Origin of the sequence: Flammeovirga pectinis (assembly GCF_003970675.1) — a bacterium.
Classification (GTDB): domain Bacteria; phylum Bacteroidota; class Bacteroidia; order Cytophagales; family Flammeovirgaceae; genus Flammeovirga; species Flammeovirga pectinis.
Genome location: NZ_CP034562.1, coordinates 4549023 through 4563765, shown reverse-complemented (window position 1 = coordinate 4563765; position 14743 = coordinate 4549023). Strand labels below are relative to the sequence as shown.

General features: G+C 31.4%; 15 protein-coding genes. 5 read left to right on the top strand and 10 right to left on the bottom strand.

The window, feature by feature from the left end; genetic code table 11:
* The first annotated feature begins 10 nt into the window (after positions 1 to 10).
* Both EI427_RS18045 and EI427_RS18040 read left to right on the top strand, forming a co-directional pair.
* The gene (locus EI427_RS18045) at positions 11 to 1900 is read left to right on the top strand and encodes a 7TM diverse intracellular signaling domain-containing protein (RefSeq protein ID WP_126617381.1); all 1890 of its coding nucleotides are present in this window, start codon (positions 11 to 13) and stop codon (positions 1898 to 1900) included.
* Positions 1901 to 2102: 202 nt separating this feature from the next.
* Positions 2103 to 2447, top strand: coding sequence for a hypothetical protein (locus EI427_RS18040; RefSeq protein WP_126617379.1), 345 nt, complete (start codon positions 2103 to 2105; stop codon positions 2445 to 2447).
* A 77-nt stretch (positions 2448 to 2524) separates the two neighbouring features.
* On the opposite strand, the gene EI427_RS18035 is transcribed toward EI427_RS18040, so the two are convergent.
* From EI427_RS18035 to EI427_RS18025, 3 genes are all read right to left on the bottom strand, one after another.
* Positions 2525 to 3454 (bottom strand): ketopantoate reductase family protein, encoded by a 930-nt coding sequence (locus tag EI427_RS18035; RefSeq protein ID WP_126617377.1) that lies wholly within the window; start codon positions 3452 to 3454, stop codon positions 2525 to 2527.
* Positions 3455 to 3575: 121 nt separating this feature from the next.
* Positions 3576 to 4343 (bottom strand): haloacid dehalogenase type II, encoded by a 768-nt coding sequence (locus EI427_RS18030; protein ID WP_126617375.1) that lies wholly within the window; start codon positions 4341 to 4343, stop codon positions 3576 to 3578.
* 116 nt (positions 4344 to 4459) lie between these two features.
* Positions 4460 to 5059, bottom strand: a complete 600-nt coding sequence (locus EI427_RS18025) for a TetR/AcrR family transcriptional regulator (protein ID WP_126617373.1) — start codon at positions 5057 to 5059, stop codon at positions 4460 to 4462.
* Between the two features lie 243 nt (positions 5060 to 5302).
* On the opposite strand from EI427_RS18025, the gene EI427_RS18020 reads away from it, so the two are divergent.
* Complete coding sequence (locus EI427_RS18020) at positions 5303 to 6157, top strand: hypothetical protein (RefSeq protein WP_126617371.1); 855 nt, start codon at positions 5303 to 5305, stop codon at positions 6155 to 6157.
* A gap of 143 nt (positions 6158 to 6300) precedes the next feature.
* Here EI427_RS18020 and EI427_RS18015 read toward each other — a convergent pair whose 3' ends face one another.
* Complete coding sequence (locus EI427_RS18015) at positions 6301 to 6705, bottom strand: hypothetical protein (RefSeq protein WP_126617369.1); 405 nt, start codon at positions 6703 to 6705, stop codon at positions 6301 to 6303.
* A 251-nt stretch (positions 6706 to 6956) separates the two neighbouring features.
* On the opposite strand from EI427_RS18015, the gene EI427_RS18010 reads away from it, so the two are divergent.
* Positions 6957 to 7289 (top strand): STAS domain-containing protein, encoded by a 333-nt coding sequence (locus tag EI427_RS18010; RefSeq protein WP_126617367.1) that lies wholly within the window; start codon positions 6957 to 6959, stop codon positions 7287 to 7289.
* A 58-nt stretch (positions 7290 to 7347) separates the two neighbouring features.
* Here EI427_RS18010 and EI427_RS18005 read toward each other — a convergent pair whose 3' ends face one another.
* The 4 genes from EI427_RS18005 to EI427_RS17990 all read right to left on the bottom strand — a co-directional run bounded on the left by EI427_RS18005 (position 7348) and on the right by EI427_RS17990 (position 10999).
* A complete protein-coding gene (locus EI427_RS18005; RefSeq protein ID WP_126617365.1) occupies positions 7348 to 8361 on the bottom strand; it encodes an alpha/beta fold hydrolase in 1014 nt (337 codons plus the stop codon).
* A 102-nt stretch (positions 8362 to 8463) separates the two neighbouring features.
* Positions 8464 to 8649, bottom strand: a complete 186-nt coding sequence (locus EI427_RS18000) for a hypothetical protein (RefSeq protein WP_126617363.1) — start codon at positions 8647 to 8649, stop codon at positions 8464 to 8466.
* A 98-nt stretch (positions 8650 to 8747) separates the two neighbouring features.
* Positions 8748 to 10502 carry an arylsulfatase gene (locus tag EI427_RS17995; protein ID WP_126617361.1) on the bottom strand — a complete coding sequence of 585 codons (1755 nt, stop codon included), beginning with the start codon at positions 10500 to 10502 and terminating at the stop codon, positions 8748 to 8750.
* 89 nt (positions 10503 to 10591) lie between these two features.
* Positions 10592 to 10999, bottom strand: a complete 408-nt coding sequence (locus EI427_RS17990; RefSeq protein WP_126617359.1) for a hypothetical protein — start codon at positions 10997 to 10999, stop codon at positions 10592 to 10594.
* Positions 11000 to 11130: 131 nt separating this feature from the next.
* Between EI427_RS17990 and EI427_RS17985 the strand changes: the two genes are divergently transcribed.
* Positions 11131 to 12099 (top strand): helix-turn-helix domain-containing protein, encoded by a 969-nt coding sequence (locus tag EI427_RS17985; RefSeq protein ID WP_126617357.1) that lies wholly within the window; start codon positions 11131 to 11133, stop codon positions 12097 to 12099.
* Between the two features lie 57 nt (positions 12100 to 12156).
* Here EI427_RS17985 and EI427_RS17980 read toward each other — a convergent pair whose 3' ends face one another.
* Positions 12157 to 13554 carry a hypothetical protein gene (locus tag EI427_RS17980; protein ID WP_126617355.1) on the bottom strand — a complete coding sequence of 466 codons (1398 nt, stop codon included), beginning with the start codon at positions 13552 to 13554 and terminating at the stop codon, positions 12157 to 12159.
* 244 nt (positions 13555 to 13798) lie between these two features.
* On the bottom strand, positions 13799 to 14743 hold the full coding sequence (locus EI427_RS17975; RefSeq protein WP_126617353.1) for an AEC family transporter: 945 nt from the start codon (positions 14741 to 14743) through the stop codon (positions 13799 to 13801).

The window sequence follows — 14743 nt, the reverse complement described above, 5'->3', positions numbered from 1 at the left end:
TTTTAGCATAATGCTTTTTAGAATTCTTCTATTCGCTCTTGTTTTTTTTAGTATAAATGTAAATGGTAAAACACATCTACTAGATACCGTTACTTTAAATACTATTAATATTGATCAGATTATTGAGAAACAATCCATTGGTATTTTTGAAGATAACAGTAATTCATTCTCTTTAAATGAGATTTTAACCCTACATGAACCCTTTAAAGTTTATGGAGAAGATGACCACTTTTATATTATTCAGGATACGGCACAAACGTATTGGGTAAAAATGATTTTTAGCGGAGAACGACTTTATCAAGGGCACCTACTTTTAGAAGTTTTAGATAGTCACATTGATTATTTTGAAGCCTATCAACAAATAGGAGATGCCAAAATAAATGCTGTGGCAAGAGGTGGTTATGATATTGAATTTAATAAAAGGTTGTATTCGCATAAAAATATTGTTGTTCCACTCCCTCCAATAACTAAAAATAGTTCGCTTACAATTTACCTTAAATACAAAACACGTTTTAAAAACATCTTTCTTTATAAAGTAAAAGACGATAAATCTTTTATTCGATATGCCAATGGTGAGTATATTCTACTCGGTGGCTTTTATGGGATGCTTTTCTTACTTGCTATTTATAACTTAATGCTGTTTGTTACTTTAAAAGAACGCTACCCTATTTACTTGTCATTTTTTGTAATTAGTAGTATGCTTGTTGGTTTATCAGAAGATAATTTAGGGTTTCAATACATTTGGGGCGATACACCTTATCTTAATTATGTGATTAAGCAGATTACTCCAGCTTTGTTTATGATCTCTGTTGTGCTCTTTTCAACATCATTTTTAAAAATTAGACGCGATCATAAAAACATATATATAGCTATATGGATAAGTGTTTTTATCAATATTGGCTATTTACTTATCTTCGGAGATTTTAATCATTTCTTATGGCAAGCTCCTACTTATCTTCTTCCGTTTCTATTGGTATTTGGGTATATGCTCTATTTAATAATGAAGAAAAAATTTAAACAAAACTATTTTATCAGTGGGTATAGTACTATAATATTAGGTGTTATTTTTCTGGTATTAAGAGGATATGGCCTTTATTTAGACAGTATTATATATGTGTATGCTTTTAATATTGGGCTTATCATTAATGTATTCTTAATGACACTTGGCCTTGTTCAGAGTTTTAAATTGTATAAAGATGAAAAAGATGCAGCACAGCAAAAGATCATCTCTAATTTAAAAGAAAGAGAAAAAATTATTGAGACAAAAGTAGTTGATAGAACCCAAGAGGTCGAGAACCAAAAACAAATCATCTTTAAGAAAAATGAAGAGCTAGAGGTTGTAAACAAAATGCTTACAGACCATAGACGTACTATTGAGAAGATGAACACTAAACTAACCATTGAAAATGAACAATTACACGATGATGTATCTGAACTCTCTAATGCACGTGTTTTATTAAAAGAGGTTAGCTTTGAAGAGTTTGAAGAATTATTTCCAGATGATATCTCATGTTATAAATACCTAGCTAAAATAAAATGGAATGATGTATTTGCATGTAAAAAATGTGGAAGTACTGATTACTCTAATGGACAAGGGCACGAAGCTAGAAGATGTAAAAAATGTAGCTATAATGAATCTGCTACTAATGGTACGCTATTCCATCGTCTGCATTTTCCTATAAGAAATGCATTCCTTCTTCTATTTATTGTATATGCAAACAAAGGCAACATTCCCTCTTCTAAACTCGCAGAGATGTTAAAAATGAGACCTAACACCTGTTGGAAATTTTACAATAAGATTAAAGAAGCAATGAAAGTAAAATGTGATGAGCTAGGTTCCGAAGAAGAATTATTAAAAAAAGGATGGGAAGAATTGATATTTATCCATCAACCAAGTTAACAAATTCACATGTTAATAAGCAACTAATAGATAATCAATGATTTAAACAAGTAAATAAATTCTAAATAAAAGTTAATGATTTTGAGGTAGTTATATAAATATGTTAAATATCTAAGATAGATTATTTTGATTATTAGTATAAATATTCAAACTTTCGAAGTGCTATATATATTTTTTAATTATTTTAAAACAAACTACTCGAATGAAAAATTTATTCACTTTCCTACTACTTAGCGTAATGGCTTTCTCTTTTGTTTCTTGTGGAGACGAAGACGAAGTTGCTGCATGTGACACTACTCAGGTAATGGTTGACTTGTTGGATGCTACTGAAAAGTATCAAGCTATAGTCGATGAAGATGACGTTACTTGTGAAGAAATTAAATCTGCATCAAAAGATTTAAATGATTTCGTGAATAGTAACAGATCATGTATTGACGATGCAATTGATGCTGGTTCTGATACTACTGAAGAAGCTGAAGAAGCTAAAGCACAAATTGATTTTGCTCAAGCAATTCTTGAAGCAGCTCTTATTGCTCCTTGTATCTAGGAAAGAATTAATATTCTAATATTAACCCTTGATAATACTATTAAAGTACTATCAAGGGTTTATTTTTTTGCCTGGAATTAATAAGAAAAGGCGGAAAGAATTTGAGAATTCATTCTAGAATAATAGTAATGCTTACTCCCTTCTTTTATACTTTTATTAATTACGTAATCAATAAAAATTGACTTTTCATTCTGTAAAGAGCCTCCTTCAATATCTAATTGAAAAGATGTTTTTGCCTGTTCTGGAAATGAAGACAGCATCATCATAACATCATTTACATCCCCATTAGATAAATAGATTTTTAAACTTTTTGCCAAGTCTAAAATTTCGTTCATCAATTTTTGAAAAATGAACATATAATCTTCGTTATTTCTTAATTGGCCAAAAGTAATACCATACGAAGAGGTAAGAGCACTTATTGGAGATACAAATAAGAACTTCTTCCAGATTACTTCTTTAATATTTCTTGTGTAATTAGCATCTACCCCAAAATCTTTAAGTAATTTCTCTAGCCATTGATAATCTTGAGAGAGCGTTGTCCCAAAAAACACTTTACCCAGCCCACCTTTATGGGTCACCTGCCCTGGAGCAACCTGATTACTTATAATGTATATACACCCCTCTAGTATTTTACATACTGGATGAGGAATATAACTTGCTATCAGTTCTTTTGCATTAACTCCATTTAATAAAGGCAATAGTAATGTTTCTTCTTGTAAACATGGTAAATACCGATTTAAAGCTTCTTTTAATTGATATGATTTCGTAGCAATAATTAATAGATCTAATTTGCCTATCTCAGTAGGATCATCAGAGACAAGATGAGGGTACACGACCTTTTCTTTACCATCTGATCTAAAAAGCAAACCATTTTGTTTAATCGCCTTTTTTGTTGCTCCTCTACAAATAAATAGGACTTCAATTTTATCATGATGTTTGTTGTCCGAAAGTAATTGAGCACCAATAAAGCCCCCAATACCACCGATTCCTAGAATTCCGATGCGCATTTTAATTAGTTTTTAAAGTAAGTTAGATTTTAAAAGTTGATTGTTCTTATCATGAGAAAAAGAGGTACTCGTTGTTATTTAAAACACAAGTACCTAAACCTCCCACTAAAAGCACATTTATTTAATTCATAGCCTGTGATTGATCTTCAAGAAGTGTAGCTAATTCAATAAGGTCATTCACCTCATACGTTGGTTTCTCTACTAATGGGTAGAGTACTTTACCGGGTCTAGCAATAAATGCCGTTTTTAGCCCTCCCGCTTGAGCACCTGCAATATCCCAACCATGGGCTGCAACCATTAATGCTTCTTCTGGTTTTACACCCGCTTGTTTTAGTGCCCATTTATAGCTTTCTAAATGAGGCTTATAAACTTTAATTGCTTCTATACTTAACATACCATCTAGATAAGGCGTTAAGTTGGCGTTGTCCATTTGTGTCTTCACCCCTTCAAAAGATGAGTTTGTAAGCGTAATTACTCTATAACCCTTGCTTTTTAAAATTTGCAATCCTTTTTCTACATCTGGGTGTGCAGGTAAAGACCTTAATGGGGTTATAATTGCCTTTTTTGCATCTTCTTTAGTAAGGTTGATGTGATGGCTTTCTGCCACCATCATTAATGTAGCCACTCCAATCGTTCCGAAGTGCTCATAACGATTAATATCACTAGCTACTAAAGAATAATGAAGCATTTTTGAGAACCATAAATCCAAAAGATCACTCCTGCCATCTAATGCTTTTGCAACAGAAGATCTCATGTTATTTAAGTCAAGAATAGTTTCGTTGACATCAAGAAAAATGACTTTAATTTCTTGTTCTTTTCTAATTTCCTCAGTAGAAGAAAATGAAGATGTTAGAATAGAGGTGATAAATAGAAAAAATAACGTTTTCATAAATTTAGCTGGTTTAGAGTGTAATAAAATAGGATGTGTAAAAATTGGTCATACCCCGTTACAGGTATTTTATCTGTATTTTAATTAGTTTAAATGATTGAGAGTTGATTATTAAGTTACTTTAATTGCTCTATATAATGGTTTACTGCAAACAGGTAGTTATCAAAAATTATATCATCTCTATATAATTTTCTTAACCCTCGAACACCTTCAAAGGAGCTGATCAAAAAAACAGCCACAGCATGAGTGTTTACATCTTGCTTAATTGTTCCTTTATCCTTTTCTACGTCAAGTGTTTTGGCAAGAACTAGACGCCATTCATCAATAATTGTTTTAAGCGCATTTCTATATACTTCTTCACTTCCGCTTATCTCATTAATTAAATTGTTTGTAGGACAGCCTTTTTCTTTTTCATAGGTAGTGAAATTTTTAATTCTAAGCGTAAAAATACTTTTAAGATTTTCTATAAAATCACCTTCTTCACTTAAAGGATTAATCATATTATTTACTATTCGCTGCTGAACAATTTGTGTAATAACAGCTTCGCCTATTTCTTGTTTATTTTTAAAATGATGATAAAAAGCTCCTTTGGTAAGAGCCGTCTCCTTCATTATTTGGTTTATACTTATCAAATTAAAACCATCTCTATAGAATAATTTAAACGCTGTGTCTAAAATTAATTGTTTAGTGATTTCTGATTTTAATTTCTGTTCCATAGTCGTAAATGTAGCAAATCAATAAAACATACCAAATAGAATGTTTTTTAATTTCGAATCATTAACTCATGTTAACCAATTGTATTAACTAAGAATTTCATTGAAATTAAATAATATAATGTATAACAATTTAAATAACTCACCCAAATCTAAGGTTATTACATTTAACATATTTTCATGTTTATACTATATTCATTCACTGCCTCGTTAATCTAAATAACTTAACAAAATAAGTCTTTAAAAATGAAAAAAATACTTGTACTTCTTTTCTTCATCCCAACGCTATTATTTGCTCAAGAAGAGCAGGAGAAAAAAGATGAAGCTGCTGCTAATGCCAATAACCCTCTTGCAGATTTAAAAGCATTCAATATTCAGTTTAACTACATGACAAATTTAACGGGGGTTGAGGGTACCAACATGGTCACTTCTTTTAGGTATGCACAACCTGTAGGTAGAATATTATTTAGAGCAACATTACCAACTTTAACCGCCAATCGTCCTTCACAAAACACTTCTATTACGGGAGTTGGCGATTTTAATCTGTTTGCAACTTACTTAGCAACAGCATCTTCATCGCCTGTGCAATTTGGTGCAGGACCAATGGTCTTTGCTCCTACCTCTACAGGTGTGGCAACATCTTCTAATAATGGTTTTATTACCAATGATTACGATGTAAGTATTGGTGCAAATAACTGGCAAGTTGGTGCTGCAGTTATTTTATTTGTTGCTAAATCTAAGCAGTTTCAATGGGGTGGTTTGGTTACTTGGACTGCTGGTATTGGCGATGACTCTAAGCTTAAAGATGCGAATGGTGATGCCATGAAAGCAGATGAGAACATGGCTGCTATTCAGCCTTTCTACTTTTTCCAACTTGGTAAAGGAAACTATTTAAGAGGTGCACCTATCTGGACAATGGATTTTACAAATAGCAACTATAATTTCCCAATTGGTATTGGTGCTGGTAAAGTATTTAAAGTAGGCTCTACGGTTTTTAATCTGTTCTTAGAACCTCAATATTCTGTATATTCTCAGGGAACTGGGCAAGGAAATTTCCAATTATTTAGTTCTATTAATATGCAATTTTATGGCGGTAAATAGAACATAGTAATTAAATAAGAAACGTAGAAAGCTACCTCTAAAAAGGTAGCTTTTTATGTATAAGAAAACCCTTCACATTATTCATGCAAAAGGGAAATCTCATATAGTATCTATATGAATTGGGTATATTTTAATGTTGTATATTATCTATTGAATGCCAATATTTTTCGTTGTACTCTTGCTTCTAAAGTAGCATCTGCATCGAACATCACAATTGATAAAGATTTTTCATAACTATCAATTGCCATTTCATTATTTCCTTGGTGTAAATAAAAATCTCCTAGCACCTCATAAGCCAATGCATTTTCTTCTATTTCTAAAGAAGTATCTATCCACTCTTTTGCTGTTTCTAAATCTGTATTCCAGTTAACTATAATTTGAGCTGACTTAGCATAAACTTCATAATCATCTTCTGCTGCATGTGTAAGTGCCTCAGATAATTCTTGTGTATTTTTAGATAACGGCTTGTCCTCTTCTACTATATTAGCTTGTGTAAAAGACATTGTTACACATAAAAACGTAATTGAAATAAGTAACTTCTTTATCATTATATATTTATTTGTTCTACTGTTTTCTGTTTTTCACTTAGTAATAACAACTACTTTAAAATGTCACCATCATCAAATAAATAATTTTCAAAAAACTTAACAACAGTAAATATTAGTTGATCTGACATTCGTTAATTGAAAATATTTCTTTTTTAAATCCAAATAATAGAGTAATTTGTATTCCATTAAGCATATCTGAATAATAACCTTCAGTAAAAAACAATTTTAAGATTCTGACTTACTTTTTTAAAATGGAAATCGATATTCAAAACACAGATAATATTACTGTTATTAATGTAAATGGCTACCTAGATGCAAATACATCTCCTGTATTAGATCAGAAAATAGCTGATCTTGTAGCAGAAGGAAATGCAAATATCCTATTAAACTTAAAAGATGTTGGCTACATGAGTAGCTCTGGACTACGTGTATTCTTAAATGCTTCTAAGGCGGTGAGACCATTGAGAGGAAAATTTAAGGTTTGCCAGGTAACTCCAGATGTTATGGAAGTAATTAAAATGACTGGTTTTGATATTATCGTTGATGTTATCGAAACCTATGATGCTGCAATAAGCAGTTATTAGATATAGCATTAGAAGCGATAAACTAGTCTATCGCTTCTAATGAAAATTTACTATGCTACTAAATCTGACTTTCTCTTGTCATTTTTTTATAATCTCCACCCACCCAATTATTTAAAAGATCAGAGAATTTCTCGTGTTGGTCTTGGTACGAAAAGTGACCACAGTTCTCAATAACCTGAAGCGTACTATTTTGCATACGTTCGTTAATTCTCTCTCCATTATCAACTGGCAAAATCTGATCGTTCTCTCCCCAGAATAAAAGAGTAGGTATTTCTATTTTCTCTAATAATGGGTTAACCGATGCTAAACTTTCTGGGTATCTTTTAAACCATTCTATAGATGATTTCAATCTCCCATCGTATGATTTAATATAATCAGAAATTTCATATTCATTTGGAACATAATTTACATATCCTACACGGTTACCTACTTCCACAAATGCTCCTGCACCTACGAAATTACCAATTAGAAACTGCCAGAAATTAGAAAAACCTAACTTTTCTATAATAGACCCGTTTGTAGAAGGATCTATTGCAGGGCCATCACCAATCATTAAACTTTTTACATCATTTTCGAATGTTCCAGTATAATAAATAGCTGAAGGCATACCTATATCTGGTGCCATAATATGTGGTTCAGAAATTTCAAAAGTTTCAATAAAATCTTTCAAAAATTCTCCTTGAGCTTTAAATGTCATAAACTCCTTGCCGCCTTCGCTTCTTCCAAAACCAGGTAAGTCATAAGCATAAACATTAAACTGTTCTGTAACTTTTTTCCATATAGGTGAATAAGCAATAATACTTTGCGGTAATGGAGAAAGCATTATTAATGTTTCTTTATCAGGGTTATGATGGTGAGCATATCTTATTTTTACACCTTTAATTTCAACATAATTCGTATCAATAATTGTTGGCTCTGCAACAGAAGGTATATTTTTATTATAATTATTTTTTCTTCTGATTTGCTCTAATTGATCATATTCCCTTGTAAATGTCATTAAAAAAGAAGCATAAAAACGGTCTAATAATGATCTTTTTCTAAGTGGCAAATTATTTTCTTTTACAGCAGTCATAGTAATAATATTTTTATTGTAATTCTAATTTAATTTTTGACCAATACGCTATAACAATTGAAGAAATAATTAGCGTATTGATCATTTAATTTTGAAGAGAATTTACTCTCCAGAAGCATCATTTCCATAATCTCCATCTACACCTGGAGTATTTCCATAATCTGGATCTACTTGCGAATTTGGATTTTCATATCCTGGATCAATAACCTCTGGAGTTGGTTCTTCACTGCTATCATTACAAGAAAATAATGCTAACGATAATAACGCTGAGATAAATAACTTTTTCATAATTTCTATATTTTTATTGTTTTGATTTTTAATACATTACAAATATCGCAGTTCCTATTTCTAATAAGTTGAATAAAAAACTGTAATAGTTGAATCTTTTATTTCATTGCTTTAAACGGACTCCAATCCTCATCTACTTTTACAATACCTTTGTCTTTAGCATACTCATAATAAATATCTGCCATCTGATATAATCGTTCTGCCTCCATATTTTCTAAAGGAATTGTTTCCGATGGGTCTTTAACTACATTGTATAAATGCCATTCTCCATCTCCAAACATACCTGTTCTTACTTTTATCGCTTTATAATCTCCCATCATGATATAGCTGTTCCCGAATAATTCAAAGGCATACCACTCTTCTTCTGTTCTTACTTTGTTTGCAGTTCCATCCATAAATGGTTTTATACTTTTTCCAGATGGAGGAATAATTTTTCTTCCTTTATAATTTGTCCTAGGATGTTCAATACCTGCGTACTCTAAAATTGTCATTGGAATATCTTTAACACATACCACAGCATTTGATGATGTACCAGCTCTACTGTAATCTCCATCAAAAGCACCTGGAGGAACAATTATCATAGGCACTCTAATTCCACCTTCGCCAATAAACCATTTCCACCATTGCAAACCTCCGGTAGTAGCATTTGCCCAAGAAACGCCTAACATCTGAAAAGAATTTTCGGAACCTACAGCTTCTAATGATTGATCAAAATTGGTATCTATCCAATCTGCAAACAGCTTGTTCCCCACATCGGGGCTCTTTGGGTCTGCTCCTTCAGGACCATTATCCGTTAAATAGACAATCAATGTATTCTCTAACTCCCCTGTTTGTTTTAAATGATCAATAATTTGACCTATTCGCATATCCTGATCTTCAATCATTGCTGCATAAGTAGCCATAATTCTTGCCTGAAGTTTCTTTTCTTCATCAGATAAAGTAGACCATGCTCTAGTTAAATTATTTTTAGGTGCTTTGTTAGTTGTAGGCGATAAAACTCCATTTCTTACTAAACTATTGTACCTTTTTTCTTTCAATCCTTCGTACCCAACTTCATAGTAATAATCGTAATATTTATCTATTAAATCAGCAGGAGCTTGTACCGGAAAATGTGCAGTTGTAAATGCTACATAAGCAAACCAAGGTTTATCGGTATCAGCATCTTCTTTCATAAAATTTAAAAGGTGATCTGTATAAAGTTCTCCAGAATAAACACCCTTTGGTCTATCGTAAGGAGCACCATTTAAAAACCATGGTTCTTTATCTACACCAGGCATAATACCTTCTTTTATTAATTTTTGATTTTTGGGGGTGCTTAAGTCAGGCGACATTGCATCTCCATTCCAATGGTTAGAACCACCAGAAAGAATTCCAAAACTTTTTGTAAAGCCCCAATCCATAGGTACTTCACCTTTTTCTCCATCTCCAAGGTGCCATTTACCTGTTTTATAAACATTATATCCTTCATCTCTAAAAAGTTCAGAAATAGCAACGGCATCTCTAGTTAAATAACCTTCGTACCCACGCTTTCCTATACTTTCTGGGTAAACGGCATAATCAAATGTACCCAATCCTATTTCATGACTATTATTGCCTGTCATTAGCATACCTCTAGTAACAGAGCAAACTGGAGAGGCATGGAAATTTGAAAAACGAACGCCATGATTGGCCAGATTATTCATATTAGGTGTTTCTATTTCTGAGCCATATGCTCCCAAATCACCAAAAGAAATATCATCTCCAACAATGAGTAAAATATTAGGTTTCTTTTTATTGTCAGACGGTTTTTTTTTCAAATCACATGATGAAAATAACATCATGACTGCCATTAAAATCGTTATACTATTTTTCATGATTCCTTTCCGTTTATAAATAGTTTTTGTAAAAAGGGTAGTATAAAACACCCCAAGAAAATCTTGAAGTGTTTATAAAAAATTACTCTCTAACTAATTCTACCTAATGTTCTGTATTGCTGAATAAAATAAATTATAAAGCCAATAACTTGAAGGCTATCTGCTATCATTACTGGGATAAAGTTTACCCCAAATTCTGGAGCGGTCATCATTAACCAAGCTCCACCAGAAACCATATATATTTTTTCTAAAGTTGCATAAATTAATGTTGTTTTACGCAATGCTGTATTTGCTGCAGATAGGTAGATTAATACACCAATCCCCACTATCATTATTCCCCAATGTCCTATTACAGGCACTAAAGCAGGTAAATCTGTAAGGTCTATTTTTAATGTAAGTAGTGTTCCTTGTATTGGAGCTAACATAGAAGGTAATGGTCCTAATAATGTAACTATACCTGCAACTCTTAAGAATATTTTCCAAAATTTAGAATTCATAATATTATTTTTTTTAGATTGAATTAATTAAGTAACCATTTTGATTACCGAACAATTACAAAGGTATTGTATGACCCCCAACTTTAGTTGAACAAAAAAAGGCAATAGTTGAATCTTTTATTTTTACTGATATGAAAAACCAAATCTCTACTTTTCAAGAACACAAAAACACATTAGGTCGAATTTTTAAAGGGGAATTGAAAGATGAAACACTGCTTCTATTAGAGAGAGGAGAACTCTATTTTCATCATTTATTTGATGGCTTAAACAGTATTATTTTTAATATTGATGAGATGAAAGAGCAAGGGAAAGAAACACTTGTTTTTTCGGAGGACTACAATGTCGATTTTATTATCATTTTCTTTACTAAAGGACTCCTTTTTAAAACTGATCAACAAGAGTATAAGATTAATAACAGTCAAGGCTTTTTGGTAATGAACGCTGATTTTGATATTGATATCAACTTTAATGATGAAGAACAAAAGTCACATCATATTACCTTTCTTTGCTCTAAAGAATGCATAAAAGAGAAAAGCCCTGCCTTGTATTCTTCTTTTTTTCAAAATCTAAATTTCAAATTCTTTGATGAACACCATGATTTGAGTATGACTAGAAATACAATTCATCAAACGTTTAATTACCTAAGTTCCTATAAATATGCTACACAAAAAAACTTATTGAAGTCGTTATTTTATATGGCTTTGGAATATATTGATAGACAGAATAACCCATTGTTATCACAACAAATGGCTGCGTTACCAAAAGAAATGTTACCTATAATTATCAGTATTCAAAATCATATTATAGAAAACATAGATCAAAAATTTAATTCAGAAGACTTATCAGAAATATTTGGTATTAGCACCGCTGACTTAGAGGTAAATTTCCCAATAATTTTTGGCTGTAGTGTAAATCAATACTATCAGAAGCATAGAGTATATAGAGGAAGAGATTTATTGGTTTCTAAAGAAATGGGCCCAAAGGAAATTGCTTATCATCTTGGGTTTTCAGATTTACCGCATTTTTCACGAAGTTTTAAAAAAGAATTTGGAAGTTCTCCAAGGGCATATTTAAAAATGAACACTACAGAAAAAGGGTAAAGGAAATGCAATCTATTACACTTTCTTTACCCCTTATTATACTGCTTTTAAATAGTATTATTCTACACTAATAAGATGAATTTTTAATTTTGATCCCTCTTCTGCAGATACCGCTATGATTTTAGAATTATCTGTTGTTGCTTTAAAAGATTGCGTTGGGAACATGAACATGTCATCAAAATCATGAGTTGCTAATAAGTTTCCATTGTAATCTGTAAGAGCAATTGTAGAATATGAATCGCTCAAATTTAAATTATAATCATTCCATCCAGCACCTTCTGTACCTTTAAAAGTGTTATAACCAACAAGAATTTTATCGTCTCCATAAGCAACTACTTTAGACCCCCAACCTACTAGACCATCAGCAGCATTATATCCTGTTATCCATTGCTGTTGTGTAGTTTTCAAATCAGATTTTTTTATAATTTGCAACTGTAAATCTTTACTATTTCTTTCATCTACAGTAGAGAAAACTACAGCTAAATTACCATCTGGTAATTCACAAATATCACCAGTAGATGCTTTTGTTTCGTTATTACCATCCTTTCCAAACTGAATTTTATGGTAATGACTTTCTAATTCTTTACCTGCTGAAGACGACCATTTTGTTATTGCTAATGCTCTATCGTAAGTATCACCATGAGAAAGTGAATAAAAATTATTGTCTGTGTGAGCAATAGTTCTTTGATCGAAGTTATGAGAATAATACCAAGAATTCCCTACCATTTTTCCATTATTACTGATAGTATCTTTAGTAGCAATATCAATAAAACCTTTCCACCCTGCTTGGTGTCTATCATCTGGACCTTTATCCCATAACATTTCATGTGCTAAAAATATTGATGCCACATTTTGTGTTGCATTATAGGCAATAATACCATTTCCTGCACCGCCTGCATCACCTTTAGACCAAGTAACTGTTTTATCGGTATCACCAAAAACGCGCTTACTAAAATCAACTGTTCCATTGTTATCAAAAGCAGTATACCATGCTTCATAATTTTCATTTCCGTGGGCATTATCTTTAGAGTACCCCATTAGGTATTTGTTAGAACCTATTGATGCTATTCCAAGATGCCTTCCACTTTGGACTTCAGAAGGTAAATTTATTGTTGAGACAATACCACCTGTAGTTATATTTACTCTTGTTAGGTGCTTATCATCAGAGGATGACCTCCAGAATACATCAATTTCTTCTGGGTTATCGGTTAACATAAAGTCTACAATTGCTTTTACCCCATATGGAGAAGTTGGTTTTGAATATAGATCACTCCCAAGTAAATTTTCTAGTGTTTTGGGTTGGTCTGATAAGTCTACTTCAACGGAAGAATATCGATCTTCTAAATCAATATCAGTAGTAGGTCCTCCAACATCTGTAGAAGGTTCATCATCGTCTTTTGAGCAAGAAAAGATTGTAAGAAAACACAATAGTGCAAAGAGATTCAAAATTTTCATATCAAGAAATAGTTATTAGGGTTATTAAGTTTAACAATTCATATACTACAATTAGTACTAATGAATTTACTAAGTTTTTTATTAAATAAACCTTCTGATAACAATTTACACGATGTAATTATATAAGAAGTCAGAAAAGGACAATTTAAGTTATTATATACGTTCGTCTAGTTTCATTTTAAAAAAAAGAGTATTAGAATACTATCTATTTTATTCTAATACTCTTAATGAAATTCTATTTTATCTATAACTGAATTGTTCCAAAGTAAATTGAATAGCAATAAAGTAATAAAGTAAGACTAAATACAGAAAGTACTGTTTGCGTACTAATTATTAAACTCATTGATTCATGATCTCCTCCCATTGTTTCTGTCATTGCAGTCGCATTAGATGAGCATGGAGAACCTGCATAAATCATACAGACAAGAATTAACACTGGGCTAAACTCAAAATATGATAATATTGATACTACAATTAAAGGAAGTAATAATAATTTAATAAATGAGCACCCAAGTATGCCGTAAAAGTTTTCTTTAAAAACTTGAAGATTAATAGATGCTCCTACGCTTATTAAGCTAAGTGTAAGTGATGCTTTTCCAATATAATTTAAGGTACTATTTAACCATACAATCTTTAATATTCCTGGGAAAATAGTAGCAATATAATTTACAAAAAGTCCAAGAAAACAAGAGAATACTAATGGGTTAGTAATCGTAGATTTAATTGTTTGTAAAAGACTTAATTTATTTTCAGAATATTTACTCAAGATAAATACACTAACAATATTGGTTGTCATGACTAAAAATGCTGTAATTAAGGCAATTATAGGCATTACTTCGGTATTTACATACAGTAATGTAACAACAATAAAAACGTAACTATTATACCGCACTGCACCTTGAATAAATACTACCCAAAACCGTTCATTTTTAAAGAAAGGTTTTAAAAGCCATATCACCCCCATAATACCCAATATTATTAGCACTAAAATTGGAATAAAACTTAGGTCTATTTCAGAAAAATTTGATTTACTAATAGAATAAACCATCAATGTTGGAAACATGATGTAGTAAATCAACTTATTGATATTACTCCAGAAAGATTTATCTTTAATAAATTTCTGTCTACACAAATACCCTATTACAAGTAAGATTATGATTGGTAAAACAGAATTGAATACTTTAATCAT